This window comes from Martelella mangrovi (assembly GCF_040545495.1).
Taxonomy (GTDB): domain Bacteria; phylum Pseudomonadota; class Alphaproteobacteria; order Rhizobiales; family Rhizobiaceae; genus Martelella; species Martelella mangrovi.
The window spans coordinates 91,275-116,416 of record NZ_JBEPLY010000011.1 but is presented as its reverse complement, the minus strand read 5'-3'; the positions used below and the strand labels follow the sequence as shown (position 1 = coordinate 116,416).

Sequence of the window (25,142 nt, the reverse complement as noted above, 5' to 3'; positions counted from 1 at the left end):
AAGCCGCCTCACTGATGATGGCCTACGGCAGGGCCGAAACGTTTCAATAAAATGGGATCAAAACAATGAAATGCGACCTAACACCGCGCATCTATGTCGCTTGCCTTGCCTCTTACAACAACGGGATATTGCACGGCGCATGGATAGACGCATCGGCGGACGTTGAGGAAATGCAAGAGGAAATCGCGGCGATGCTGAAGCGCTCGCCAATGCCGGAAGCAGAAGAATGGCGCATCGACGACTTTGAGGATTTAGGCCACCTACCGGACTTGGTGAGCTTGGAAGATGTCGCCCGGCAAGTCGAGATAATAGAAGCGGCGGAGAACTGCGGCATCGACCCCATGGCAGCGGCGGACGCCTTAGCGGACATGGGGGGCCCGGACGAAGACCCCGAAGACTGGCTTGGGGGTCATTACGCGGGGGCTTTTGAGCGCGATGCGGAAATGGCCGAAGAGATGTATTTCGCAGCCTACGGCGAAGAGAGCATCCCGGAACACTTGCGTTGTCACATCGATTGGGAAGGCGTAGCGCGGGACATGCTGGTTGGCCTGAGTTCCTACTCGGGCAGTGATGCTATGCGCCACTATTTCCACGCATGACATTCCGCGCCTTTACGATATAATCAGCGAGATAACGGACCTATGCAGATGCAGGACACCGAGAATATGGACCAAGCCCAACTCACCAAGATCAACGCGGAGATCGCAAAGCTGATGGCTGAGACCGCCAAGATCAACCGGGAGAATCTTTTCTATCCCGTGATCGTGACCGCGACGGCAACCCTATCGCTTGTCGCGATTGTCCGGCTGTTTCTCTGAGGCAATCCCCTTCAGAACTGACGTTTCCAAGGCTCGCTAATCGGCGGGCTTTTTATTGGGGACAGGACACACAAAAGGAAGCCTTTCCTAGGGCTTCCAGCGTCTGAGGCTGAAGCCGCCTCACTGATGATGGCCCACGGCAGGGCCGAAACGCACAATCACACATCCCTGCATCTGCGCTCCCTGTCTAGTCGCTAGACGGAAGGCTTCAGCGCGTCCGGGATAAGAGGAAATCACGATGAATCCTATTCTTTCGCTGACGCGGGCGGTCGTTGAAGTGGCGGCTCTTGTACTGTTTATCGCCGGGTTTTTACTGCTTTGCGTAGGTCTGAACTAACCATGTTTGAAGATTAATCAGACGATTAGACCGGTCCGCTAGACAGGCGCAGAATGAGGGGAGTAATTCCGTGAGCTACAATGCAGACGTCTCGGCCTACGTGGCCGCACTCGAGGAACTAGAGGTAGAAATCGTTCGTAAAATTGCCGAAGCAGATAGCGCTAACCAACGGGCGGAAACCCTGAGAAAGCGCTTGCGCGGCCTAACATCGAAGGCGGCAGTACTGGAAGAGGAGCGGGACGCAATGGCGCTCGCGCTCAAGCAGGGGCGAGAAGAGCTAGAGGAGAAGTGCGAAGAGCTGAAAGACACCAAAAAGGAGCTGGAAGAGTTCCAGCAAATCGGAGGCCGCGTGGCAGACGACGCAGCGGACCTTTTGAGGGACTACCTCGTGGCTCACGGCTATCCCGAGAACCCTGTAGGGCCGGTGAATGACAGAGAGCTCAACGCCTTGGTGGAGTGTCTACTCGGCTAGGACGGCCCCTCTTGAAAACATAGAATGAATTCAGTCGGAACCCCGGCTGGGAAATGCGGAATACAAAATATGCGACAAGATACATATAGACTTATTCACATAGTCCCAAAAATAGAATTATATATCGAATGGCTGTGGTCCTGCCCGGGTCTCAAGGGGGCACCGTTCGAGTATAGGGTAAACCGCAGGTCGCGCGACATAGAGATACGCAAAGGGCGACTCTACATCATAGCCAGCGTGAAGCGAAAAGAGAAAATCAAGAACTTTATAAACGAAGGGATTTTTGAAGATGGCCAAGATCGACCGCCATGCCGATCTGATGAAGATGGTTGAACTCGTTAGGGGCATCAGTAACAAGGTAGGCCCGACCCGGGTGCTTTGCATCATCGCCGCGAACCCGGGCATCAGCCCGACCGAGATTTTTGAGCGCTATTTTGAAGAGGAAGGCGGTTCGCGTTCCTCCTTTTTCCGGCACGTCCGGGAACTCTGCGGCGAGCGGGAGAAAAGCGACAAGTCAACCGAACCGCTCCCAAAATTCGTGAACCGAATCCACGTCGTGGATAACAAGACCAGCCAGCTCTTCCTCTCTCCGCTCGGGGAGAGGGTCTACAAAGAGTTCGGTAAGATTTTAGGCCCTAAGCAATAAGGAGATAGCAATGGCTGTTAGGAAGCGCGGCAAGTCCTTTCAGGTGGACTTGACGGTGAACGGGATGCGCTTGCCAAGGTACTCTTTTCCCTCTGAGAAAGAGGCGGAAGTTTACGAGGCAAGGGCAAGGGCGGCGGTCCTGTGCGGCAAGCCTGTGCCCAATCCCCGGGAAGAAGAAGACGTGGAAAAGCCTAAGGCCGAAGCGCGTACGGGCGACCCTGCCTCTTTCGGCGTCTGCGCTTCGCGGACGTTCGAGCGCTACTGGCGCGGCACTCGCTCAGAATACAAGATGGCGGGCATGATTCGCATTCTGGAGAATTTCTTCGGTGCGAACCGGGTTGTCAGCACGATTGATTCGAACCTACTGGACGAGTTCATCACGCATTGCGCCGGTATTGGGAACTCGAACGCGACGATCAACCGCAAACTTGCGTGTATCTCGAAGATCCTTCGGTTCGCACGGGATCGCGGCATCGTCCGTCATTTGCCGGTGATCGAGCGGAAGAAGGAAGGCGTCGGGCGCGTCCGCTGGCTGTCACAGGAAGAGGAGGAGGCATTGCTTTCCCTGTTCCGGCTTTGGGGGAAAGATGACCACGCGGATGTCGTTACGGTCCTGATCGACACAGGCCTTCGCCCCGGGGAACTCTACAGCCTAACGGGCCGCGACATTGATCTGAAGCAGAAGACGTTGACCGTCTGGGAGAACAAGACGGACCACCCGCGCACTGTCTACATGACCTCAAGGGTTCTGAAGATCGTTAAGAAGAGGGTCGCGCAGGCTGAAAACGGGAGCGCTAAGCTCTTCGACTACAGCAATGCGTGGATGCGGGACGGTTGGGACCGGGCACGGAACCACCTAGGATATGCCGACGATCCGCACTTCATCCCCTACATCTGCCGCCACACCTGCGCCTCGCGCATGGTTCAGCGCGGCGTCCAACTGAATGTCGTGAAAGAGTGGCTAGGTCACATGTCCCTGCACATGACCATGCGATACGCGCACCTATCCCCGTCTAATTTGAAGGCAGCCGTCTCCGCTTTGGACGAAAAAGAGGCACGGGAAAGCGCATAAAAACGCACCTTGATTCGAGCACACAAGGCACATATAGATGCTCGGGTCTTCTAACTGAGATTGTGTCTCTCCGGGTCACAAAAGCTGTGACTTGCAGGCACAAATGGCATCGCGGACGTGGTGGAATTGGTATACACACGAGACTTAAAATCTCGCGCTAGATCAATGGCTTACGGGTTCGAGTCCCGTCGTCCGCACCAGCCCTTCCAGTCACAAATATGGGATTTTAAGTCCCTTGCGTCTACCTGTTTCGCCACGTCCGCATTCGGTTTCGAGGTTTATTATGGCCGGGAGTGATAGGCAACACTTCTTCGCTCGATACGCATCTGCTTTTTTTCGCAGTGTCAGCGCTGCTATTATTGACGTTTTTCAGCCAAGACAACGAAGTTTTTACATTGTTTTCAATATGAAACATGGCAAGTGTGTCGCTTGCGTCACAGTAATTCAGTTTAATCTCACGTAAAAGACGATGGCGGGTATACGTCTATTTCCCGCCACAAACAAAGAGCATGTGGGATGTCGGGATGATGCCCGGAATGGCCGTGTTCGGGTGTTGAAGCCAGGTTACGGCAGGTTGGTATCCGGTGTACCGGTTCCGGCACAATGCGCGTCACGCAAGTGTCCGGACAAGTGTCATGGTGAAGAAACGTTCGATGATGATTCAAAAGACAGGTCACAGACAGATCGGCGTTTTCCTGGTGATGGCGAGCCTGATGATCGGCTATTCGCTCACGCGTCCGGTCCATGCGTTCGATATCACCACGGACGTGCCCAAGGATTCGGGTCGGTTCGATCTCTTCCGTTTCGGTTTCAAGGCCTACAAGAACGGTGACAAGAAAAAAGCCGTCGAGGCTTACCGTTATGCCGCCGAAAAAGGCCACACAGGGTCGCGCTGGGCTCTGGCCAACATGTATGCCGATGGCGACGGCGTGCCGGAAAACGACTATGAAGCCTTCAAGGCCTATGCGGAAATCGTCAATCAGGATGTCGAGCCCGGCTCGCCCGATACCGGCTTTTATGTGAATGCCCTGCTGGCGCTGGCCGGTTATTACCAGACCGGAATTCCCGATACCCCTGTCGCAAAGGATCTGGGGCAAGCCCGGCAGCTTTATTTTCAGGCTGCTTCGGTTTTCGGAAATCCCGAGGCGCAGTTCCGTTTGGCCGAAATGATCCTCAAAGGTGATGGCGGCGCCAAGAATGTGCGTCTTGCCAAGAAATGGCTGAACCTTTCAAGAAAGAACGGCAATGTCGGTGCCATGGCGGTCTTCGGTGATCTGGTGTTCAACGAGGGGCAGTCGGTCCTCGGTCTGGCCTATCTCACCATGGCGGCCGACCGTTGCGGGCCCAGTGAATGCCACTGGATTCGTGAGCTTCAGGAAAAATGTTTCTCGGTTGTCGACGAGAGTGACCGGCGTGGCGCAATCGCACTTGCGCAAAATATGAGCACAAGCAACCCTTGATTGTTGCTTCCATGAGCACGGTGGCGTGCCCGCTGTGCGTTAAAATGCGCCTTCAGAAGTTGTTCTCCGATGTCATCGCGGCGGCGCGCTGCTGAAAGCAGCGCGGGAAGCGCACATGTTTTATCTTTTCGGCAAGCCTTACACCCATTCAAATTCGAATGCAGCGACGACCGGGACATGGTCCGAGGGCTTTTCCCAGCCGCGGACTTTTTTGTCGATTTCGATTGTCTTCAGCCTGTCTGCGGCTTCTGATGACAGGAGCATATGGTCAATGCGGATACCGTTGTTCTTCTGCCACGCGCCGGCCTGATAGTCCCAGAATGTATACTGTCCGGCCTTGTCGTCGGCGCTCGTGACCGCGTCGTAGAGGCCAAGCCCGAGCAATGTCGTGAATGCTTCGCGGGTTGCAGGCAGAAACAATGCGTCTTCGGCCCATGCCGCCGGATCGTGGCAGTCGCCGGGGCGGGGGATGACATTGTAATCGCCGGCCAGGATCAATGGCTCTTCCAGCGCAAGTCTTTGTGAAACATGGCTCTTGAGCCGATCAATCCAGGCAAGCTTGTAGGGATATTTGTCGCTGTCGACGGGATTTCCGTTCGGAAGGTAGATCGAGGCAACGCGGATGACGCCGCCTGAAACGCTGAAAACGCCCTCGATATAGCGCGACTGGATATCGTCATCGGCGCCGGGAAGACCGCGATCCACCTCGTCGGGCGCCTTTTTCGACAGCAGCGCGACCCCGTTGAAGCCTTTTTGTCCGTGGGTTTCGACGTGATAGCCCAGCGCCTCGATCGGCGCCCGCGGAAAGGTCTCGTCCTGTGACTTGACCTCCTGCAGGCAGGCAATGTCGGGCTGTTCCGCTTCCAGCCAGGCCAGAAGATTGTCCTGCCGGGCCTTGATGCCGTTGATGTTCCAGGTCGCGATTTTCATGGGCTGGCTTTCTCGGTGCTTCGGTCTGTTCCTTATGCAGAGGACGCTGCCGATTTGCAAATTTCAACAGTGCTTGCGGCGTGTGCCGATTGACCGCCACAAGGCTTCCGGGAAATATGACAATTCCATGGCATGGAAATTGCATCGATGAAAACGCTAACAGCAGGGGACAACGCGCGGTCTTGGCCGCCTTTGAGAGAAAAGAAATGAGTGAACAAAATCCGACTGCGGAACACCATCACATCATATTCAAGCTGAATGACGTGCCTTCGCCGGGCGCGTCGTTTCTGGCAGCAATTCAGCATATTCTGGCCAGCATCATCGGCATCGTAACGCCGACGCTGATCATCGGCGGTGCACTCGGGCTGGGGGACAGCATGCCGCATCTTCTGGCAATGGCGATGTTCGTCTCCGGTGTGGCGACGTTCATCCAGTGCCGGCGCATCGGTCCGGTGGGGTCCGGGCTTTTGAGCGTGCAGGGAACGAGCTTTGCCTTCCTCGGCGTCATTCTTGCCGCGGGCTTCGCGGTCAAGGGCAGGGGCGGCACGCCGGATGATATCCTGGCGATGATCTTCGGACTTTGCCTTGTCGGCTGTATCGTCGAAATCATCCTCAGCCAGTTCATCACCAAAATGGGGCGCATCGTGACGCCAACCGTCACGGGCATCGTCATCACCGTGATCGGCCTCAGCCTTGTGAAATCGGGCTTTACCGATTTTGCCGGCGGCGCCGGCGCGGGCGAAAACCTCGGTGCGCCGGTCAACATTTTCCTGGGCCTTCTGGTTGTCGGTGTGATCATCTTCTTCTCGTTTTCCAAGACACCGATGGTGCGCATCGCAGCGATCATGATGGGGCTTGTCGTCGGCTTCGTCGTCTCGATCTTCTTCGGCATGGTGGACTTTTCGCAGCTGGGTTCCCAGCCGCTGTTCGCCATACCCCAGCCGCTGCGCTACGGTCTGGACTTCGATATCGGCCTGTTTCTTCCGATTGCCTTCGTCTATCTGATCACGGCGATTGAAACGACCGGAGACCTGACGGCAAACTCGGTGATCTCCGGTGAGCCGGTGCAGGGCGATGTTTACCTCAACCGTGTGAAGGGCGGGGTTCTCGCCGATGGTCTCAATTCGGGTATCGCCGCGCTTTTCTGCACCTTCCCCAACACCACCTTCAGCCAGAACAACGGCGTGATCCAGATGACCGGCGTGGCCAGCCGTCATGTCGGCTACTATATTGCCGGCATTCTGCTGGTTCTCGGCTTCTTCCCGGTCATTGGCGGGGCATTTCTGCTTGTGCCGAAACCGGTGCTTGGTGGCGCCACCGTCGTGTTGTTCGGCTCGATTGCCGTTGCCGGTATTCGTATCCTGGCATCCGAGCCGATCGATCATCGCAAGGTCTATATCATGGCGGTGTCGTTCGGCCTTGGCCTCGGTGTCACGCTCGTCCCGCAGTCCATGCAGCAGATGCCCGACATCATCCAGAAGGTGTTCGCAACGCCGATCACCCTGTCCGGTCTGTCGGCCATCGTTCTCTCGCTGCTTATTCCCGAAGGGGCGGGCAAGGAAATCGAGGACTGATCGTCTGACGGAAACGAAAAAGGCCGCGTCTTCGGGCGCGGCCTTTTATGTCTGAGGTGAAAGCGATCCGGTTGATCAGATCGCGAAACTGGTGCCGCAGCCGCAGCTTGCCACCGCATTTGGGTTCTGGATCTGGAAGGACTGGCCGAGCAGATTGTCGATGAAGTCGATTTCGGAGCCTGCCAGATAAACCAGCGAAATGCTGTCGATCAGCACCGTCGCGTCATCCTTGATGATCACCGCATCGTCTTCTTCCGGGCCTTCCACAAGATCGAACTTGTAGGAAAAACCGGAGCAGCCGCCGCCTTCCACAGAAACCCTGAGGGCATGTTTGTCGGCTTCACTTTCAATAATCGAGGCGATCCGCCGGGCGGCCGCATCGGAAAGCGTCACAGTCTGGGTGTCCATTTGTCTTCTCCGGGCCACAGGGCTTCATGGCGCCTTCAGGTGTGTCGGCGCCGAAAGCCAGGCCGTTTGCTTGTCCATCGGGCGCTGAATGCCGCGATGCCTTTCAATAACGTCCAATCTTAGTTAAGAACGACAGGGAAGGCCGTCAACGGTCAATTTGCACCCGGCTTCTCCGTGTGTCGCAAAAGCATGCATTTCGTGCAACAGGATTTTGAATGACAATCGACAGATCGGCTCTGGGCTTCGGTGATGTCGCGCTCGCAGTCTATGCCTGCGATCCGTGGACCAGCCGCGGCCGGCTTTTCCCCGAACATGACAGCCTCACGCGCTCGCCGTTTCAGCGCGACCGGGACCGGATCATCCACACAACGGCCTTCCGGCGGCTGAAGCACAAGACCCAGGTCTTCATCGCCCAGGATGGCGATCATTACCGCACGAGGCTGACGCATACGATCGAGGTGGCTCAGGTCGCCCGCTCGCTTGCGCGTGCGCTCAGGCTTGACGAGGATCTCGCCGAGGGCGTCGCGCTGGTGCATGATTTCGGCCACACGCCATTCGGCCATACCGGCGAGGACGCCCTGCACGAGAAAATGGCGGACTATGGCGGGTTCGATCACAACGCCCAGTCGCTCAGGATCGTGACCAGTCTGGAACGGCGCTATGCCGATTTCGACGGCATCAACCTGACCTGGGAAGCGCTGGAAGGACTGGTCAAGCACAACGGACCGCTTGAAACGGCTGCAGGCGAGGGCCGTGACGGCCCCGTTCCCCAGCCGATCGTCGATTACAGCCGCCGTCATGACCTCTGGCTTGCAACCCATGCCAGCCTCGAAGCGCAGATGGCCGCAATTGCCGACGACATTGCCTACAATACCCACGATATCGACGACGGGCTGCGCTCGGGCTATTTGACCCACAAGATGCTTGAGGAGGTTCCGTTTCTGGAAGGCCTGATGCGCGAAGTCCATGATCGCTATCCGAATCTGGAAGAGGCGCGCTTTACCAACGAGGTCATGCGGCGGCAGATCACGGCGATGGTCGAGGATGTCATCGGCGTGACGCAGGCCAACCTGCGCAGCGAAAAACCGCAAAGCGCGGACGAGGTAAGGCATGCCGGGCGCACGCTGGCGACCTTCTCGCCCGAAATGGCCGAGGTCGACAGGCAGATCAAGACATTGCTGTTCGGCCATATCTACCGTCACCCTGACATCATGAAGATCCGCGCCGGCGCGGCGCAGATCGTCAGCGAACTGTTCGATGCCTATTTCGCCGATCCTCAGCTGATGGGCTCGCATCCGTGGATGGACGGGATCGAGGCCTTGCGCCCGGCGCAGCGGGCCCGCCTCGTGGCCGACTATCTTGCCGGAATGACGGACACCTATGCCGAAAAGACCCACCGGCAGCTGTTTGACCATACCCCGGAATTGCGCTAGGAGCCGCGGCAAACAGCGCTTTTGCCGCCTTCCGGCGGCCCTATGGGACATGACATGAACCTCTTCACGGATTTTGAGCAAAGACTGAACGAACGGCTGCTGACGATTGCGGCCATTGCTGAAAAAAGCGCTTCCCTCGATTTTTCGCGCCTGGTGGTGGAGCCGCCGCGCGACCCGAGCCATGGCGATATCGCCATCAATGCGGCGCTGGTCCTGTCCAAACCACTCGGCAAGAAACCGCGCGATCTGGCAGCCGAAATCGTTGCGGCGCTGGAAAGCGACGAAGACATTGCCGAACTGTCGATTGCCGGTCCCGGTTTCATCAATATCCGGCTTTCCGATGCCTTCTGGAAGCGCATGCTGATCGCCGCCATTCGCGAGGCCGAGGATTTCGGCCGCAGCACGAGCGGGCAGAACCGGAAGATCAATGTCGAATATGTCTCGGCAAACCCGACCGGGCCGATGCATGTCGGCCATTGCCGCGGCGCGGTCGTCGGCGACACGCTGGCAAATATTCTCGCCTATGCCGGTTTCGACGTGACCAAGGAATATTACATCAACGATGCCGGCGCCCAGATCGATGTGCTGGCCCGTTCGGTATTCCTCAGATATCGCGAAGCGCTGGGCGAGACGATCGGCGATATTCCCGAAGGTCTTTATCCCGGTGATTACCTTGTTCCCGTCGGCGAGGCGCTGAAAGCGGAATATGGTCCATCGCTTCACAATCTGCCGGAAGAACAGTGGATGCCCGTCGTCAAGGACAAGGCGATCGAGGCGATGCTGGCGATGATCCGGGATGATCTGGAAGCGCTCAATGTGCGCCACGAGGTGTTTTTCTCCGAACGCACGCTGCATGCCGACGATGCCGAGCGCATTCGCACCGCGATCAACGACCTCACCTTCAAGGGGCATGTCTACAAGGGCACGCTGCCGCCGCCGAAGGGGCAGCTTCCCGAAGACTGGGAGGACCGCGAACAGACGCTGTTCCGGTCCACCGATGTGGGCGATGATATCGACCGGCCGCTGATCAAGTCGGACGGCAACTACACTTATTTCGCCGCCGATGTCGCCTACTTCAAGGACAAGTTCGATCGCGGCTTTCACGAGATGGTCTATATTCTCGGCGCCGATCATGGCGGCTACGTCAAGCGGCTGGAAGCCGTCGCAAAGGCGGTCGCCGGTGACGAGGCCAAGCTGACGGTGCTGCTGTGCCAGCTGGTGAAGCTGCTGCGCAACGGCCAGGAAGTGAAGATGTCGAAGCGCTCGGGCAATTTCGTGACCTTGCGCGAGGTCGTTGACGAGGTCGGCCGCGATTCTGTCCGCTTCATGATGCTCTATCGCAAGAGCAGCGAGCCGCTCGACTTCGATTTTGCCAAGGTGACCGAACAGTCCAAGGACAATCCGGTGTTTTACGTGCAGTATGCCCATGCGCGCTGCATGTCGGTGATCCGTCAGGCGAAGGAAACCTTCCCGGACCTTGAAATCACGCAGGAATCTCTGGAAAAGGCGGTTGCCGAAGCGAATTTTGAACCGGAAGAACTTAAAGTTGTGGCAAAATTGGCCGAATATCCGCGAGTCGTGGAGTCGGCAGCACTGATGCGGGAGCCGCATCGACTGGCATTTTACCTCTATGATCTTGCGTCAAACTTTCATTCCCACTGGAATAAGGGGAAGGACAAGAAAGAATTACGCTTTATTAATGAGGATAACGGACAATCGACGCTTGCAAAACTGGGACTGGTTTCTTCCGTGGCCGCTGTCCTGCGCTCCGGCCTGACATTGACGGGCACGGATGCCCCGCAGGAAATGCGCTAGAAACTGTCTCACCCGCACTTTACCATGCGCCGTTTGCGGCGCGTGGCAGCCTCGGTGGTAGAAGATGGCAGACAAGAACAAACCGGATCATGACGCCGGAAAGGTCGAACAGGACGATCCCTTCGCCGAACTGGCGCGGCTGATCGCCCCACGCGAGGAAGAAAAACCGCGCGCGCCGGAGACCGCGGACGATCTGGCTGACGAACTGTTGCGCGAATTCGATGCCTTTCCCGGTCAGTATCCGGCAGCCGAAGACCAACCGGTGGCGCCCGAGCCCTATATGGAGCCCGAGCCTCAGCCGGAGCCGGGCCCTGCGCCGCAAGGCCAGCCCCTGGTGTTCGAATCCTTTCATCCGGTTGACTATCCTGTGCGTGCGCCGCGCGAGGAACCGCAGGCGCCGGTCGATGACTATGTCGAAGCGCCGCTGCCGTCACAGCCCCCGGAGCCGAGCCTCGATGAAGCGTTTCTGGAAGAAGAACTGAGGCAGTCGATTTCTTCGCTCGACCTGTCGGATGACCGGCAGGACGAGCCGTTGGCTGCAGCCGAAGAGGACACGCGCGCCGAAGAACCCGTCCCCGGGCCTGCATTTCTGGTCGAGCCACCGGAAGCGGATACGCAGGCGCAGGAAGCCGGCTGGGAAGAGACCTGGTCTCCGACGTCTCAAACTGACGATCCGTCCGTGAGCGATGCGGATGTGGAACGGCAGGAAAATGAGCTTGCGCTTGATCTCGATGAGCTTGCGCTCGAGCTGTCCGATGTCGCCGCGGCTGAAGACAATGGGCCGGAACCGCTGGAAGAAGCCGGCGCGGGCGAAGCAGGCCGCGACGATGTCTTCGATCCGGCCGCCATCGTTTCGACCGACGATATTCCCGCCCCCGTCGACGAACTCGACCTGCCGCGCATGGGCGATGAGGCAGAACCGGCGCACGAACCGCCGCCGCCCTACGAGTTTGACCTCGATGAGGAACTCGCCGATGCGCTGGCCAGCCAGGCGGCTCTTGTCGATCCGCTTGCCGAGGCGCCGCCCGCAGAAGCAGCACCCGCCCCGGACAATGCCGGGCATGCGCATGACGACCGGGTTTATGACGAGGATATCGAGCGCGCGCTCGAGGATGGCTTCCAGTTTACCGAGACCGGTGCACCGGGCGAGCAGAATGCCTATGCCGATCTCGCTGATGACGGCTACTATGACAGTGACGCGCGTGAACGGCGGCCGAGCTGGCTTGCGGTCACCTTCATGGGCTATGGCCGGGTCATGCTCGTCGGTCTGGCCGTCGTTGTTCTGGCGGTGCTGTCGGTGTTTGCGGGGATGCGCTATTTCGGTGGCGAGAGCGACAGCGGTCCGGTGATCATTGCCGCCGATGATACGAGCGTCAAGGAAGCGCCGGAGGACCCCGGCGGCGAGGTGGTTCCCAACCAGGATAACGTGATTTTCAACGATGCTTCCGACACGCTGGAGGCCGCGCCGCGTCAGGGCAGTCTGATCGCTTCGGATCAGGAGCCGGTCGACGTTGACAATATCGCGCCCAATCCGCTGGCCAACGACACGGCAGGTCAGGCCGGCAGCGGTGTTGTCGAGCCGCGCAGGGTGCGCACCATCATTGTTCGCCCCGATGGCACGCTTGTCGAGCGTTCGGCCCCTGAAGAGGATGCCAATAGCGGCACGACGAACAATGTCCGTGGCCTCGATACCGTCACGGCAATGCCGGACAATGCCGGCCGTCTGGTGCCCGCAGGCAGCGGAAATAGCTCGAATGCCGCTGATGCCGGTGTGGAAGCCGAAGCCGCGCCGCAGACAGCGCCCGGGGCCGCACCCGAAACAACGCAAAACCCCTCGGTCGCCGATGTCCTGAACGGTACGGCAGCAGAAACCGCCGGAACGCAAACCGAAGATACGGCGAATGCCGAGCCTGCGGCCGATGCCGAACCCGAGACCGCCGAGGCGCCTGTCGAGGATTTCGGCATCGCCAATGTGCCGATCCCGACGCCGCGTTCGTCGACAGGCGGCGCACCGGTTTCAACGGCTTCTGCGCCGGCGCAACCGGCCCCTGCAACTCCGGCACAGCCGGCGGCTTCGGCGGCTCCGGCCGCCGGTGCCTCGGCGCCATCGTCGCGCTATGCGATGCAGATTGCCTCCCTGCCGTCGGAAGCGGAAGCGCGTCAGGCCTATCAGCGGCTGGCCGCTCAGTATCCGGCCATTCTTGGGCGCAGGCCCGTGGAATTTGTCAGGGCCGATGTTGCGGGCAGGGGGACCTATTACCGGGTGCGCATTCCGGCTGAGAACCTGTCGGCTGCGCTTTCCCTGTGCGAGAATTTCAAGGCCGCAGGCGGCAGCTGCTACGTTCCGCGATGAGGGCGATGGTTTGCGCCGTTACGGTTGCAACCCCCGTGTGAAGAAAACTGTGCATGACATGCAGGCATCGTTCGTGCTTTTGCGCGAAACCACTATGATTCGGCGATGACCAGTTCGAGCAGAGCCATGATTCTGGGTTGTGGCGGTCCACGGCTCAGCGTGGAGGAGAAGCAATTCTTCCGCGCTGTTCAGCCGTGGGGTTTCATCCTGTTCGGGCGCAACATCGAAAGCCTTGAACAGGTGAAGATGCTGACCGGGGAAATGCGTGAGGCCGTTGGCTGGCAGGCACCGGTTCTGGTGGACCAGGAGGGCGGCACGGTGCGCCGGCTCAGGCCGCCGCTGGTGCGCGACTATCCCCCGGCTGCCCGGATCGCCGCGCTCTATGCGGCGTCCCCGGAGGCTGCACGCGAAGCGGCGTGGATCAGCGGTCGGTTGATGGCCGGTGATCTTCTCCCCCTCGGCATCAATGTCGATTGCGCGCCTGTGCTTGATATTCCGCCCGCTCCCGGCGCCGGCTTTCTGGCAGACCGGACATTCGGCTGTGATCCCGATCAGGTGATTGCGATGGCCCAGGCACAGGCCGACGGGTTGAAGGCCGGCGGCGTGCTGCCGGTGGTCAAGCACATGCCGGGCCATGGCCGGGGCCTTCTCGATTCACACAAGCGCCTGCCGGTGGTCGATGCCCCGCTGGCGCTGCTGCGGGACCGTGATTTCCGGCCCTTCAGGGAGGTTACGGGCATTGCCATGGCCATGACCTGTCATGTGCTTTTTGAGGCGGTGGACCCGGACAACCCGGCGTCGGCGTCCAAAAAACTCGTCGAAGAGGTGATGCGCGGCGAAATCGGCTTTGACGGGCTTATCATCTCCGACGATATTTCGATGAACGCGCTTTCCGGTGATATCGCGACACGCGCGCGCGCGGTGGCAGACGCCGGCCTCGACATCATCTTGCATTGCAATGGCGATATGCCGGAGATGCGCGCGGTTGCCGGCCAGGCGCCGCAGCTTGCCGGCGATGCGCTGACGAGGGCGACGACAGCGCTTGCCAGCGCGCCCGAGGCCGATGACAGTGACCTGAAGGCGCTGTCACGTCGTTTTGACGCGCTGATGGATGAAAAGGGGTAGGGCATGCAGAAGACCTTCTTTTCCGAAGATCCGGGCGGCACGGTCGAGGTGCGGGCCGCGGGCGAGGCGGTGCTGGTCATCGACGTCGGCGGATTTGAAGGCCCGCTCGACCTTCTGCTGCATCTGGCCCGCACACAGAAAGTCGATCTGGCGCGGATTTCCGTGCTGGCGCTGGCCGAGCAGTATCTGGAATTCATCGAAAGCGCGCGGCGCATCCGCATCGAGCTTGCTGCCGACTATCTGGTGATGGCGGCTTGGCTTGCCTATCTCAAGTCGCGGCTTCTGATCCCGCGCCGCGCCAGCGACGAGGAACCCTCGGGCGAGGATATGGCGGCAACGCTGGCCCACCGGCTGAAGCGGCTGGAAGCGATGCGCGATGCCGCCTCCAAGATCATCAACCGCAACCGGCTCGGCCGTGACGTGTTCCAGCGCGGCGCGCCGGAGCATATTCCAGATGAAACCGGTTCAGCCTTCAAGGCCACGCTTTACGAGCTTCTCGATGCCTATGCCAATCTCAGGCAGCGTCAGGCCGTCAGTGAGGTGACGATCGAAAAACGCCTCGTCTGGTCGCTGACCGATGCCCGTGAGCTGCTGCAGGACCTCATCGGCGAGATCGGCGAGTGGACCGCGCTTGACCGCTATCTGCTGCGTTATCTTTCCCGCCCGGGTGAGATGCGCACAGCGATTGCCAGCACATTTGCCGCATCGCTGGAGCTGGTGCGCGAGGGGCGGCTGGACCTGCGGCAGGAAGAGGCGTTTTCTCCGCTGCTGATGCGACGCGGCCGCGATCGCGGACACCCCCGGACGCCGGTTCCCGGAGAGGCGGCCGAATGAGCGACGACGAGGCCGAAGACACCGGAGCGGTCGCAGCGGAAAATCCGGAACTGCTGCTGGAGGCCGAACGCATTGCCGAAGCGCTGGTCTTCGCGTCCGCTGAGCCGGTCGGCGAAGCCTATATCCGCGAACGGATACCCGAGGGTGTCGATGTCGCGGCGGTGATGGCCAATCTGAAGGGACACTATGCCAATCGCGGCGTCAATCTGGTGCGGGTCGAGGATTACTGGGCCTTCCGGACGGCGTCGGACCTTTCCTTCGTGATCCATCGGGGAGAGCGGGAAGCTCGTAAACTGACGCGCGCGGCGCTGGAAGTGCTGTCGATCATTGCCTATCACCAGCCGGTGACGCGGGCCGAAATCGAGGAAATTCGCGGTGTCCAGACCTCCAAGGGCACGCTCGACGTGCTGATGGAGGCGGGCTGGGTGCGGTTTCGCGGGCGTCGACGTACGCCCGGCCGGCCGGTCACCATGGGCACGACGCGGGCCTTCCTCGACCATTTCGGCCTTGAGGAAATCCGCGATCTGCCCGGTCTGGAGGAACTCAGAGGTGCGGGGCTTCTCTCAGGGCGCATTCCGCCCGGTTTTCAGATCCCGCTGCCGCTCAACGATGACGAGGACCTTGCCGATGACGAGGACCCGCTGGATGCCGCAGACCTTGAGGATCTCGGCCTTTTGACTCCGGGCGGTAAACATGATGAATAAGCTCTAGAAAGGGCTCGGATCGACCGGCCACAGCAGGATTTCTGGAGCGACGATGAACCTTGCGGCGCGCAATTTCGGCTCAAGCGGCACGGCCGCCCGGTTGCAGTTCGAAAATATCCGTCATGGGTATGGCGGTCGCGAGATCGTTCGCGGTGTTTCGCTGACGGCTTTTCCCGGCAAGGTGCTCTGTCTTCTCGGTCCCTCCGGTTCCGGCAAGAGCACGCTTTTGCGCATTGCCGCCGGCCTGGAAATCCCGCATGCCGGGCGGTTGCTGATCAATGATGTCGAAGCGAGCGGGCCGGCCGGCTTTCTGCCGCCGGAGCGGCGCGGCGTCGGCCTGATGTTTCAGGATTTTGCCCTGTTTCCGCATATGACGGTGGCCGCCAATGTGGCTTTCGGGCTGACGCATGTGCAAAAGCCGGCGCGCCAGGCCATTGCCGCGGAAGCGCTGGCCCGTGTCGGCCTTGCCGGATACGAGGCCAAATATCCGCATATGCTGTCGGGCGGCGAGCAGCAGCGGGTCGCGCTGGCCCGCGCGGTGGCGCCCCGGCCTTCGGTGCTTTTGATGGACGAGCCGTTTTCCGGCCTCGATTCCCGTTTGAAGGATCAGGTAAGAGCGGATACGCTGGCCGTGCTGCGCGAAACCGGCGCCACGGTGGTGGTGGTGACCCATGACCCGGAAGAGGCAATGGGCATGGCCGACCAGATCGCGCTGCTGAAGGATGGCGAACTGGTGCAGACGGGCAGCGCGCGGGAGCTTTTCACCCGGCCGAACAGCGTGTTTGCGGCGTCCTTCTTTTCCGAAATCAACAGGTTCGATGCCCTTGCCCGCGACGGAAATGTCGAAACGCCGTTCGGCACACGCCCTGCGCCGGAAAATTTGATGAATGCCGAACTCGACCTTGCCGTGCGTTTGAGTGACATCCGTATCACCACTGCGGAACACCCTGAGGCCACACCTGCAACCGTGCTAAACCGCCGGTATCTCGGGACTTCGGAGCATCTGACGATGCGTCTGGAACAGGGCGGCGATGTCGTTGAAGCCAGCGTCGGCGCAGGCGTGCTTGCCGACGGTATAAGCAGGGTTTTCCTGATTGTTGCCGATGACTCAATTTTGATGTTTGAAAAACAACCATAAACATCTTACACCGGAGACAAAGTGGTAACAGGAGAAATAGGCCATGGGTAATCTCGGAATCTGGCAGTTGCTGATCATTCTGGCAATTGTCGTCTTGCTGTTCGGCCGCGGCAAGATTCCCGAATTGATGGGTGATGTCGCCAAGGGCATCAAGAGCTTCAAGAAGGGTATTTCAGACGAGGACGAAAAGCCGGCTGAAACGGACGACAAGACCGTCGAGCACAGGGCAGACGAAAAGACCAAGCAAGGCTGACACGGTGCCGGACAGCCTAAGGGGCTGTCTGCAGGAGAATGTGAATGCTTGATATTGGCTGGACGGAGCTTCTGGTCGTGGCGATTGTTCTGGTCGTCGTTGTCGGCCCGAGGGAGCTTCCGCATGTCCTGAGAACGTTCGGCAAGACCATGACCAAGATGCGGCGCATGGCTTCCGATTTCCGTTCGCAGATGGATGATGCGCTGAAAGAAGCGGATATGGAAGATGTTTCCTCCGCTATACGGGATGTTAGAAAACTTAATCCCGCCAATCAGTTGCGCGATGCGGTCAATCCTTTGCGTCAAACGGCGCGCGATCTTCAGTCCGACCTGAAGACCTCGACTTCGCTGGAAAACAAGCCGAAGACGACGACCGACAAGCCGGATCTGCCCAAGGCCTCCTATCCGGCGCCCGGCGAGAAACCGGCCTTCACGCCGGACAACGTCTTCCAGAAGGCGGCCCGCAAGGACGATGAACAGGCAGGCGATCTGGTCTCGAAGCGACAGGATGACGGGCTTGTCAGTCGCCGTCCCGGTTACAGGGGAACGGCGCGGCCGACAAAGACTGCCAAGGGACGCTCAGGCGGGCGGAGGAACGACCGATGAGCGTCGAAAACGATATCGAAGACAAGCCGCAGCCGCTTGTCGAGCACCTGATCGAACTTCGGAAACGGCTGGTCTGGTCGCTGGCGGCGTTCTTCGCCGGTTTTCTGCTCTGTTTCGCCTTTGCCCGGGACCTGTTCAATATTCTGGTCCTTCCCTATAAATGGGCGGTTGTCTGGTCGGGTCTCGATCCGGACAAGATGCAGCTGATCTACACGGCGCCACAGGAATTCTTCTTCACGCAGATCAAGATTTCGCTGTTTGGCGGCCTGTTGCTGGCCTTTCCGATCATTGCCTTCCAGGTCTACAGTTTTGTCGCGCCGGGGCTTTACAGGAACGAGCGGTCGGCTTTCCTGCCGTTCCTCGTGGCATCGCCGATCCTGTTCATCGCCGGTGGCGCAATCGTCTATTTCTTCCTCATCCCCGTGGTAATGATGTTTTTCCTCGGCATGCAGCAGGCGCCCGAGGGCGGCGAGGTTGCGATTTCGCTTCTGCCGAAGGTTTCGGAATATCTGAGCCTGATCATGTCGCTGGTGCTGGCGTTCGGGCTGGTGTTCCAGCTGCCGGTGGTCACCACGCTGTTGTCGCGGGCAGGGCTTGTCAGTGCGGCATGGCTTGCCAAGCAGCGCAAATTCGCCATCGTCATCGCCTTCATCATCGCCGCCGTTCTGACGCCGCCCGATCCGCTGTCGCAGCTCGGTCTGGCGCTGCCGACGGTGATTCTCTACGAGGTCGCGATCTATGCCGCCAAGCTGGTCGAGCGCCGGCGCAAGGAGGAAGGCGACGACGCGGAGGAAACGGCGTCCCCGGAAGACGAAGTTTAGGCGATATCGTCAAAGCGTGTCTTGCGCTTTGAAGATGAGTTGGGCACAAGAGGGCCGCTGGTGCAGACGCGCCGGCGGCCTTTTTTCTTCATGGGAAAGCAGGAACGATGCTCGATATCAAATGGATTCGCGAAAACCCGGAAGCGCTGGACAAGGCGCTGGCAACGCGCGGCGCCGCACCGCTTGCGGCTCAGATCGTTGACCTTGACGAGAAGCGCCGGTCCGTTTTGCAGCGTTTGCAGGAAATGCAGTCCCGCCGTAACAGCGCCTCGAAGGAAATCGGCGCGGCGATGGGCAAGAAGGATACCGCGCTTGCCGAAAAGCTGAAGGCCGAGGTCGCCGACATCAAGACGGCGATGCCGACGCTTGAGGAAGAGGAGCGGGCGGCAACGGCCGCGCTCGACGATCTGCTGTCCGGCATTCCCAATGTTCCCTTTGAAGATGTCCCTGTCGGCGCGGATGAGGACGACAATGTCGAAATCCGCAAATGGGGTGAGAAGCCGACATGGAACCATCCGGCGAAGGAGCATTTCGAGATCGGCGAGGCGCTCGGCGGCATGGATTTCGAGCGTGCGGCCAAGCTTTCCGGCTCGCGCTTTACCGTATTGAGCGGCGCATTTGCCCGGCTTGAGCGGGCGCTTGGGCAGTTCATGATCGACATGCACACCGAAAAGCACGGCTACCGCGAGGTCAGCCCGCCGCTTCTGGTGCGCGATGCCGCCCTTTATGGCACCGGGCAACTGCCGAAATTTGCCGAGGACCTGTTCAAGGCATCCGAGGACCGCTGGATGATCCCGACGGCGGAAGTGCCGCTGACCAATCTTGTCGCCGGCGAAATCCTGCCGGCCGAAACGCTGCCGCTGCGCTATACCGCGCTCACCTATTGCTTCCGCTCGGAGGCAGGGTCTGCCGGCCGTGACACGCGCGGCATGTTGCGCCAGCATCAGTTTCTGAAATGCGAGATGGTGTCGATCACCGATCCCGACAGTTCGCTTGCCGAACTGGAGCGGATGACGTCTGCCGCCGAGGACGTGCTGCAGGCGCTTGGCCTGCATTACCGGGTCGTGACGCTTTCCACCGGGGATATGGGCTTTTCCGCCCGCAAGACCTACGACATCGAGGTCTGGCTTCCCGGTCAGGACACCTATCGCGAGATTTCGTCCTGTTCGGTCTGCGGCGATTTTCAGGCGCGCCGCATGAATGCGCGCTACCGGCCGAAGGACGAGAAGGCCACGCGTTTCGTTCATACGCTGAACGGCTCGGGCGTTGCCGTCGGTCGCGCGCTGATCGCCGTTGTCGAGAACTACCTGAATGAAGACGGCTCGGTCACGGTTCCCGAGGTTCTTGTTCCCTATATGGGCGGCAAGACCAGGATCGAAGCGGAAGGGTGAGCGGCGACAATGCGTATTCTGCTGACCAATGACGACGGCATTCACGGGCCGGGCCTTGCCGTGCTTCAGAAAATCGCTGCGGAACTCTCCGACGATATCTGGACCGTTGCGCCGGAAACCGATCAGAGCGGTCTTGCTCATTCGCTGACCCTGTCGGAGCCGCTTCGGCTGCGCCAGATGGGTGAAAAGCAGTTCGCGCTGCGCGGCACGCCGACGGATTGCGTGATCATGGCCGTGCGCGAGGTGTTGCCGGAGGCGCCGGACCTGATCCTCTCCGGCATCAATTCCGGCGCCAACATGGCCGATGACGTCACCTATTCCGGCACCATCGCCGCGGCCATCGAGGGCACGCTGCAGGGCGTGCGCTCGATCGCGCTCAGCCAGGCGGGGCGTTATGACAATGGCCGGCATTTTCCGTGGGAGGTTGCCGAGCAATACGCCCTGCCGCTGATTCGCAAGCTGTTGCCGCTGGAACTGCCGGAAGGCACGTTTTTCAACGTCAACTTTCCCTATTGCGCGCCAGACGCGGTTGAAGGTGTCCGGGTTACGGCACAGGGCAAGCTTGAATCCGGCCTGTCGGTCGAAAAACGCACCGATGGCCGCGGATTGCCCTATTATTGGCTGACCTTCCGCGAACGCCTGAGTGCGTTTGCCGAAGACAGCGACCTGAATGCGGTCGGCGAAAACCATGTTTCGGTGACACCGCTTAAGCTCGACTTGACCGATCACGCGGTTCGCGACAGGATCGCTGCAGCGCTGGCATAAATGACGAGGTCGAACGGTGGCGACGAAGCTTCAGGAACGTGAGGGGTTTGCCGCCCTGGTGATGCGGCTGAGATCCAGCGGCGTCACCAATCTCGATCTTCTGTCGGCCGTGGAAACGACGCCGCGCACCGCCTTCACCCCGTCCCACATGACGCCCTATGCCTATTCCGGCCGGTCGATCCCGATCGAATGCGGCGCTTTCATGGAAGGTGCAGATCTGGCGATCCGGCTTGTCGATATCCTCAAGGTCAAGCCCGGTCAGCGCGTTCTGGAAGTGGGTACTGGCTCCGGCTACACCGCCGCGATCATGGGGCGGATTGCCGAACGGGTGCTGACGGTGGAGCGCTACCGCACGCTTGCCGACCTTGCCCGCAAGCGCATGGCCGATCTGGGTCTGAAAAGCGTGGTGGTGCGCCAGGCCGACGGCCGTGAGGGCCTGAGCGGCGAGGGGACCTTCGACCGCATACTGTACACCGTGGCGCTGCCCGAAATACCGCGCGCACGCGTCGAGCAACTGGTTTCCAACGGTGTCATCATGGCGCCGCTGATCCGTGAGGGCGCGCCGCCGCTGATGGTGCGGATGACGCGGATCGGCAGCCGTTTCGAGCGCGAGGATCTTTTTGAGGTTCCTTATCTGGCCGTCGAGCGCGGCCTTTCCAAGGCGCTCTAGGCGCTTTGTCGCAGGGCGTGTGCGCTCTTTTCACATCTGCGCCAACCGCATCCTCTCATGCTTCGTGAATTGATTTTCTGCATTGTCGCTCGGGCTTTAACCGCACGGTAACTCTGTTGTGGTTAAAACCAGTGCAGTATTTAGTTCAAGCGTACAGGGTCGGTTCATGCGTATTTCAGGTGTGCCGGAAGGCGGCAAGGCAACACAACGTATTCTGTTCGTTTCGGCGTTGGCGATCATGGTCGCAAGCTGTAGCTCGGAGAGCGCACGGCTTGGCCGCGGACCCGATACGATGACAACAGGATCGGTTTCCGGAATTCCGCAGTACCAGTATATGGTGCCGCCGGCGAATGTCGGAAACGGAGGCTATCAGGCGCAGCAGTCGCAGAACGCCGGTTCCGCCGTGGTCAACCGACAGCCTATCAATACCGCGACAACGGCAGGCTCCGGTGCCCGGATGGCGACGACGCCGGCCCCCGTCCAGACCGCGGCTCTGGCACAGCCCGCCAATCCGTCGACGACCTACAATCAGCAGCAGGCAAATGTCGGCGCGCCGAGCAATCTGCCGTCGCGCACGCAGGATGTCGCCACCAAGCGGGTGATGATCCGCTCGGATGAATCGCTTTCCGCCTTTGCGGCGCGCAATGGGTCTTCCGAGCAGGATATTCTGCGGCTGAACGGCCTGACGAGCGCCTCGCAGGTCCGCCCCGGTCAGGTTCTGCTTGTGCCGCTGGTCTCGCCGCAGACCTCGGCTGCCAAGGCGACCGCGCAGACCCAAGGCCTGCCGCCCGCCTCGCCGACGCCGGCTCCGACCGACAAGCCCGATCAGCGCGTTGCCGTGCTGCCGAGCACGACCAGTACACGTGAACGCCAGAGCACGTCTTCCGGTGGCGCGACAGCCCCCACCGCAGCCGGGCAGAGCGGCGATGGCCGCAGCCCCGACGGCGGCAATGTCTACACCGTAAAGAGCGGCGACAGCCTTTATGTCATCGCCAAGGAAAACGGTGTGACGGTTGATTCGCTCAAGGCTGCCAACGGGCTGACCTCCGCGAATATCCGGATCGGCCAGAAACTGCAGATTCCGACCGGCGGTGCAGCGCCCGCCCAGCCGGTGACGCCGGTTCAGACCGCAACGGCCGAGCCGCAACAGCAGCAGACTGCGCCCAAGCAGACGGCGGCAGCGGAAACGGAAAAACCGAAGCCCTACCAGCCGCCGGCGGCTGAAAATGAGGTTGTCGTCGAGGATGTCGCCGTACGCAGCGATGCCGGCGAAGACGTTCCCCAGGGCACCGGCATTGCCACCTATCGCTGGCCGGTCAAGGGCGCCGTCGTGGTCGGCTTCGGCCAGCCCTATGGCGACGATCTGAGCGAGGGTATCGATATTTCCGTGCCGCAGGGCACGCCGATCAAGGCGGCTGAAAACGGTGTTGTGGTCTATGCCGATGACGGGCTTTCCGATTACGGCAATGCGATCCTTATCCGCCATGACGATGGCCGCGTGACGGTCTACGGCTATGCCGAGGAACTGACGGTCAAGCGCGGCGATAGTGTCCAGCGCGGCCAGACGATCGCCACTTCCGGCATGACCGGCAAGGCGAGCCGCCCGATGGTGCATTTCGAGGTCCGCGACAACACCAAGGCCGTCGACCCGATGCCTTACCTCAACGGCTGAAATTGAAAAACGGGCAGGCCGGAAAGGCCTGCCTCGGTTTGTTGACAAGCCCTTGTTGTAGACACTCGGAGCCCGCCTAGCCTCTGTCCGTCACCCCGGACTTGATCCGGGGTCCAGTTCGGTGTAACTCCCTGTATACAAAGGGTTTATTTTTGATGGTCTTCTGTATTTGGCCCTGGATACCGGCTCAAGGCCGGTATGACGAAAGAACGTGAGACGAGCGTTGTCAGCAGTCCGGGGCAGGCCTTTCCGGCTTGCCTTTGCGTCTGCATTGTCTCCAGCCCGTGCTCTCATTCTAGAACAAGCGCCAATGGCTTCCTCCCGCCCTCTCAAAGCGACAGATGCTTCCTCTGGCGGCCGGCGATATCCTGCACGAACTGCCATGCGACCCGGCCCGAACGGCCGCCGCGGGTGGTTGCCCAGGTGAGGGCTTCGGCATGTAGTTCGTCGGGATCGCCATCCAGGTTGAAATGGGCGGCATAGCCGTCGATCATGGCGAGGTAGTCGTCCTGGCTGCACTTGTGGAAGCCGAGCCACAGGCCGAAACGGTCGGAAAGCGAGACCTTTTCCTCGGTCGCCTCGGACGGATTGATGGCGGTGGAACGCTCGTTTTCGATCATGTCACGCGGCATCAGGTGCCGGCGGTTCGAGGTGGCGTAAAGCAGGACATTGTCCGGCCGGCCCTCGACGCCGCCATCCAGCGCCGCTTTCAGTGATTTATAGGCGCCGTCGTCGTGATCGAAGGAAAGGTCGTCGGTAAACAACAGGAACCGGTATGGCGAAGCCTTGAGGATGTCGAGAAGGTCGCCAAGCGAACCGATATCTTCCCGGTAGAGTTCCACCAGTTTCAGCTTGATGGCCGGATTCGTCACGATTTCGGCATGGATCGCCTTGACCAGCGATGATTTGCCCATGCCGCGCGCGCCCCACAGCAGCGCATTGTTGGCGGGAAAGCCTTCGGCGAAACGCAGGGTGTTGTCATAGAGAATGTCGCGCACGTGATCGACGCCGTGGATCAGCGAAAGGGTGACGCGGCTCGGCTTGCCGACCGGCGAGAGGTAGCGCGCCTCCGGTTTCCAGACAAAACAGTCCGCAGCATCGAGGTCGCTCTCACGTGCCGGGGTTGGCCCCATGCGTTCCAGCGCATCGGCGAGTCTTCTGACTTCCGCGATCAGCGCATCGGTGGATTCTTTTCCCAATTTCTACTCCCTTGATTTCGAAAAGCAGTCTTTTGGGCACACAGCTTTTCGGTTTTTGCCGTCCTTGCAAGGTCGAAATGCTGGTAAAAAGGTCGCTTCACCCCAAAAAGCACGCTTGTTTTTGCCGCTATTGTTGCATTGAACTGGCCTCCGACTATATACCGGCGACACATCCGAGGGGCGTGAGCCCCGTTTATGGTTTGAGGAGTTTTGAACGACATGTTTAGCACGGCTTATGCCCAGGCAGCGGGCGGCGCAGGCGCGATGGGATCGGGTCTCGAAATGATCTTCCTGTTCGTGCCTCTGATGGCGATCTGGTACTTCCTGTTGATCCGCCCGCAGCGCCGCCAGGCCAAGAAGCGCCAGGAAACGCTGGCTGCCATTCGCCGCGGCGATCAGGTGGTCACCGGCGGCGGTATCGTCGGCAAGGTGACCAAGGTGGTCGATGACAGCGAGCTGGAAGTCGAGATCGCCGAAGGTGTCCGCACCCGGATCATGCGCAGCTATGTGTCCGATGTTCGCGTCAAGGGCGAGCCGGTCAAGACTGAAGACGCCAAGTCAAAAAGCTGATGAGACTGCAAACGGTCCGGTGTCGCCCTGAAAAAGGCGGGATTGGGCCGGATCTGCATTGGTGCATGCACTGCCGG

25 protein-coding genes and 1 tRNA gene are annotated in these 25,142 nt (G+C 60.0%); 23 read left to right on the top strand and 3 right to left on the bottom strand.

Annotation, left to right across the window (positions count from 1 at the left end):
• Nucleotides 1–65 precede the first annotated feature (65 nt).
• The 7 genes from ABID12_RS15235 to ABID12_RS15205 all read left to right on the top strand — a co-directional run bounded on the left by ABID12_RS15235 (nt 66) and on the right by ABID12_RS15205 (nt 4,805).
• Nucleotides 66–599 carry an antirestriction protein ArdA gene (locus ABID12_RS15235; RefSeq protein ID WP_354434962.1) on the top strand — a complete coding sequence of 178 codons (534 nt, stop codon included), beginning with the start codon at nt 66–68 and terminating at the stop codon, nt 597–599.
• A gap of 66 nt (nt 600–665) precedes the next feature.
• Entirely contained in the window at nt 666–818 is a 153-nt protein-coding gene (locus ABID12_RS15230; RefSeq protein ID WP_354434961.1) for a hypothetical protein, read from the top strand.
• Between the two features lie 407 nt (nt 819–1,225).
• Nucleotides 1,226–1,627, top strand: a complete 402-nt coding sequence (locus tag ABID12_RS15225) for a hypothetical protein (RefSeq protein ID WP_354434960.1) — start codon at nt 1,226–1,228, stop codon at nt 1,625–1,627.
• A 289-nt stretch (nt 1,628–1,916) separates the two neighbouring features.
• Nucleotides 1,917–2,273 (top strand): hypothetical protein, encoded by a 357-nt coding sequence (locus ABID12_RS15220; RefSeq protein WP_354434959.1) that lies wholly within the window; start codon nt 1,917–1,919, stop codon nt 2,271–2,273.
• A 10-nt stretch (nt 2,274–2,283) separates the two neighbouring features.
• Nucleotides 2,284–3,345 (top strand): tyrosine-type recombinase/integrase, encoded by a 1,062-nt coding sequence (locus ABID12_RS15215; RefSeq protein ID WP_354434958.1) that lies wholly within the window; start codon nt 2,284–2,286, stop codon nt 3,343–3,345.
• A 111-nt stretch (nt 3,346–3,456) separates the two neighbouring features.
• A tRNA-Leu gene (locus ABID12_RS15210) sits at nt 3,457–3,545 on the top strand.
• A gap of 501 nt (nt 3,546–4,046) precedes the next feature.
• Nucleotides 4,047–4,805, top strand: coding sequence for a tetratricopeptide repeat protein (locus ABID12_RS15205; RefSeq protein WP_181190656.1), 759 nt, complete (start codon nt 4,047–4,049; stop codon nt 4,803–4,805).
• 138 nt (nt 4,806–4,943) lie between these two features.
• On the opposite strand, the gene xth is transcribed toward ABID12_RS15205, so the two are convergent.
• A complete protein-coding gene (gene xth, locus ABID12_RS15200) occupies nt 4,944–5,735 on the bottom strand; it encodes an exodeoxyribonuclease III (RefSeq protein WP_354434957.1) in 792 nt (263 codons plus the stop codon).
• Between the two features lie 206 nt (nt 5,736–5,941).
• Between xth and ABID12_RS15195 the strand changes: the two genes are divergently transcribed.
• A complete protein-coding gene (locus ABID12_RS15195; protein ID WP_354434956.1) occupies nt 5,942–7,309 on the top strand; it encodes a uracil-xanthine permease family protein in 1,368 nt (455 codons plus the stop codon).
• A 75-nt stretch (nt 7,310–7,384) separates the two neighbouring features.
• On the opposite strand, the gene erpA is transcribed toward ABID12_RS15195, so the two are convergent.
• Entirely contained in the window at nt 7,385–7,717 is a 333-nt protein-coding gene (gene erpA, locus ABID12_RS15190) for an iron-sulfur cluster insertion protein ErpA (RefSeq protein ID WP_354434955.1), read from the bottom strand.
• Between the two features lie 215 nt (nt 7,718–7,932).
• On the opposite strand from erpA, the gene ABID12_RS15185 reads away from it, so the two are divergent.
• The 14 genes from ABID12_RS15185 to ABID12_RS15120 all read left to right on the top strand — a co-directional run bounded on the left by ABID12_RS15185 (nt 7,933) and on the right by ABID12_RS15120 (nt 23,296).
• Nucleotides 7,933–9,150, top strand: a complete 1,218-nt coding sequence (locus tag ABID12_RS15185; protein WP_354434954.1) for a deoxyguanosinetriphosphate triphosphohydrolase — start codon at nt 7,933–7,935, stop codon at nt 9,148–9,150.
• 54 nt (nt 9,151–9,204) lie between these two features.
• Nucleotides 9,205–10,965, top strand: coding sequence for an arginine--tRNA ligase (gene argS / locus ABID12_RS15180; protein WP_354434953.1), 1,761 nt, complete (start codon nt 9,205–9,207; stop codon nt 10,963–10,965).
• 64 nt (nt 10,966–11,029) lie between these two features.
• A complete protein-coding gene (locus ABID12_RS15175) occupies nt 11,030–13,318 on the top strand; it encodes an SPOR domain-containing protein (protein ID WP_354434952.1) in 2,289 nt (762 codons plus the stop codon).
• 105 nt (nt 13,319–13,423) lie between these two features.
• Nucleotides 13,424–14,443, top strand: coding sequence for a beta-N-acetylhexosaminidase (gene nagZ, locus ABID12_RS15170; RefSeq protein ID WP_354434951.1), 1,020 nt, complete (start codon nt 13,424–13,426; stop codon nt 14,441–14,443).
• 3 nt (nt 14,444–14,446) lie between these two features.
• Entirely contained in the window at nt 14,447–15,277 is an 831-nt protein-coding gene (locus ABID12_RS15165; RefSeq protein WP_354434950.1) for a segregation and condensation protein A, read from the top strand.
• Nucleotides 15,274–15,981 carry an SMC-Scp complex subunit ScpB gene (gene scpB, locus ABID12_RS15160; RefSeq protein WP_354434949.1) on the top strand — a complete coding sequence of 236 codons (708 nt, stop codon included), beginning with the start codon at nt 15,274–15,276 and terminating at the stop codon, nt 15,979–15,981. Before ABID12_RS15165 ends, scpB begins: the two co-directional genes overlap by 4 nt.
• Nucleotides 15,982–16,033: 52 nt before the next feature.
• Complete coding sequence (locus ABID12_RS15155) at nt 16,034–17,119, top strand: ABC transporter ATP-binding protein (protein WP_354434948.1); 1,086 nt, start codon at nt 16,034–16,036, stop codon at nt 17,117–17,119.
• A gap of 43 nt (nt 17,120–17,162) precedes the next feature.
• On the top strand, nt 17,163–17,372 hold the full coding sequence (locus ABID12_RS15150) for a twin-arginine translocase TatA/TatE family subunit (RefSeq protein WP_106301114.1): 210 nt from the start codon (nt 17,163–17,165) through the stop codon (nt 17,370–17,372).
• A 44-nt stretch (nt 17,373–17,416) separates the two neighbouring features.
• Nucleotides 17,417–17,977, top strand: a complete 561-nt coding sequence (tatB, locus tag ABID12_RS20870; protein ID WP_106301111.1) for a Sec-independent protein translocase protein TatB — start codon at nt 17,417–17,419, stop codon at nt 17,975–17,977.
• On the top strand, nt 17,974–18,798 hold the full coding sequence (gene tatC / locus ABID12_RS15140; RefSeq protein ID WP_354434947.1) for a twin-arginine translocase subunit TatC: 825 nt from the start codon (nt 17,974–17,976) through the stop codon (nt 18,796–18,798). Before tatB ends, tatC begins: the two co-directional genes overlap by 4 nt.
• A gap of 107 nt (nt 18,799–18,905) precedes the next feature.
• Nucleotides 18,906–20,189 carry a serine--tRNA ligase gene (serS, locus tag ABID12_RS15135; RefSeq protein ID WP_354434946.1) on the top strand — a complete coding sequence of 428 codons (1,284 nt, stop codon included), beginning with the start codon at nt 18,906–18,908 and terminating at the stop codon, nt 20,187–20,189.
• Nucleotides 20,190–20,198: 9 nt separating this feature from the next.
• Entirely contained in the window at nt 20,199–20,954 is a 756-nt protein-coding gene (gene surE / locus ABID12_RS15130) for a 5'/3'-nucleotidase SurE (protein ID WP_354434945.1), read from the top strand.
• A 16-nt stretch (nt 20,955–20,970) separates the two neighbouring features.
• Nucleotides 20,971–21,624, top strand: coding sequence for a protein-L-isoaspartate(D-aspartate) O-methyltransferase (locus ABID12_RS15125; RefSeq protein ID WP_354434944.1), 654 nt, complete (start codon nt 20,971–20,973; stop codon nt 21,622–21,624).
• Nucleotides 21,625–21,790: 166 nt separating this feature from the next.
• The gene (locus tag ABID12_RS15120) at nt 21,791–23,296 is read left to right on the top strand and encodes a peptidoglycan DD-metalloendopeptidase family protein (RefSeq protein WP_354434943.1); all 1,506 of its coding nucleotides are present in this window, start codon (nt 21,791–21,793) and stop codon (nt 23,294–23,296) included.
• 329 nt (nt 23,297–23,625) lie between these two features.
• On the opposite strand, the gene ABID12_RS15115 is transcribed toward ABID12_RS15120, so the two are convergent.
• Entirely contained in the window at nt 23,626–24,495 is an 870-nt protein-coding gene (locus ABID12_RS15115) for an ATP-binding protein (protein WP_354434942.1), read from the bottom strand.
• A gap of 219 nt (nt 24,496–24,714) precedes the next feature.
• Here ABID12_RS15115 and yajC point away from each other — a divergent pair, with 219 nt between their 5' ends.
• Complete coding sequence (gene yajC, locus ABID12_RS15110; RefSeq protein WP_106302072.1) at nt 24,715–25,065, top strand: preprotein translocase subunit YajC; 351 nt, start codon at nt 24,715–24,717, stop codon at nt 25,063–25,065.
• The last annotated feature ends 77 nt before the right edge of the window (nt 25,066–25,142 follow it).

Excerpts from the sequence above, each read along its gene's own strand:
- ABID12_RS15235 (WP_354434962.1), top strand. The coding sequence starts at position 66 with ATGAAATGCGACCTAACACCGCGCATCTATGTCGCTTGCCTTGCCTCT.
- ABID12_RS15230 (WP_354434961.1), top strand. The coding sequence starts at position 666 with ATGGACCAAGCCCAACTCACCAAGATCAACGCGGAGATCGCAAAGCTG.
- ABID12_RS15220 (WP_354434959.1), top strand. The coding sequence starts at position 1,917 with ATGGCCAAGATCGACCGCCATGCCGATCTGATGAAGATGGTTGAACTC.
- ABID12_RS15215 (WP_354434958.1), top strand. The coding sequence starts at position 2,284 with ATGGCTGTTAGGAAGCGCGGCAAGTCCTTTCAGGTGGACTTGACGGTG.
- ABID12_RS15205 (WP_181190656.1), top strand. The coding sequence starts at position 4,047 with ATGGCGAGCCTGATGATCGGCTATTCGCTCACGCGTCCGGTCCATGCG.
- xth (WP_354434957.1), bottom strand. The coding sequence starts at position 5,735 with ATGAAAATCGCGACCTGGAACATCAACGGCATCAAGGCCCGGCAGGAC.
- ABID12_RS15195 (WP_354434956.1), top strand. The coding sequence starts at position 5,942 with ATGAGTGAACAAAATCCGACTGCGGAACACCATCACATCATATTCAAG.
- erpA (WP_354434955.1), bottom strand. The coding sequence starts at position 7,717 with ATGGACACCCAGACTGTGACGCTTTCCGATGCGGCCGCCCGGCGGATC.
- ABID12_RS15185 (WP_354434954.1), top strand. The coding sequence starts at position 7,933 with ATGACAATCGACAGATCGGCTCTGGGCTTCGGTGATGTCGCGCTCGCA.
- argS (WP_354434953.1), top strand. The coding sequence starts at position 9,205 with ATGAACCTCTTCACGGATTTTGAGCAAAGACTGAACGAACGGCTGCTG.
- ABID12_RS15175 (WP_354434952.1), top strand. The coding sequence starts at position 11,030 with ATGGCAGACAAGAACAAACCGGATCATGACGCCGGAAAGGTCGAACAG.
- nagZ (WP_354434951.1), top strand. The coding sequence starts at position 13,424 with ATGACCAGTTCGAGCAGAGCCATGATTCTGGGTTGTGGCGGTCCACGG.
- ABID12_RS15165 (WP_354434950.1), top strand. The coding sequence starts at position 14,447 with ATGCAGAAGACCTTCTTTTCCGAAGATCCGGGCGGCACGGTCGAGGTG.
- scpB (WP_354434949.1), top strand. The coding sequence starts at position 15,274 with ATGAGCGACGACGAGGCCGAAGACACCGGAGCGGTCGCAGCGGAAAAT.
- ABID12_RS15155 (WP_354434948.1), top strand. The coding sequence starts at position 16,034 with ATGAACCTTGCGGCGCGCAATTTCGGCTCAAGCGGCACGGCCGCCCGG.
- ABID12_RS15150 (WP_106301114.1), top strand. The coding sequence starts at position 17,163 with ATGGGTAATCTCGGAATCTGGCAGTTGCTGATCATTCTGGCAATTGTC.
- tatB (WP_106301111.1), top strand. The coding sequence starts at position 17,417 with ATGCTTGATATTGGCTGGACGGAGCTTCTGGTCGTGGCGATTGTTCTG.
- tatC (WP_354434947.1), top strand. The coding sequence starts at position 17,974 with ATGAGCGTCGAAAACGATATCGAAGACAAGCCGCAGCCGCTTGTCGAG.
- serS (WP_354434946.1), top strand. The coding sequence starts at position 18,906 with ATGCTCGATATCAAATGGATTCGCGAAAACCCGGAAGCGCTGGACAAG.
- surE (WP_354434945.1), top strand. The coding sequence starts at position 20,199 with ATGCGTATTCTGCTGACCAATGACGACGGCATTCACGGGCCGGGCCTT.
- ABID12_RS15120 (WP_354434943.1), top strand. The coding sequence starts at position 21,791 with ATGCGTATTTCAGGTGTGCCGGAAGGCGGCAAGGCAACACAACGTATT.
- yajC (WP_106302072.1), top strand. The coding sequence starts at position 24,715 with ATGTTTAGCACGGCTTATGCCCAGGCAGCGGGCGGCGCAGGCGCGATG.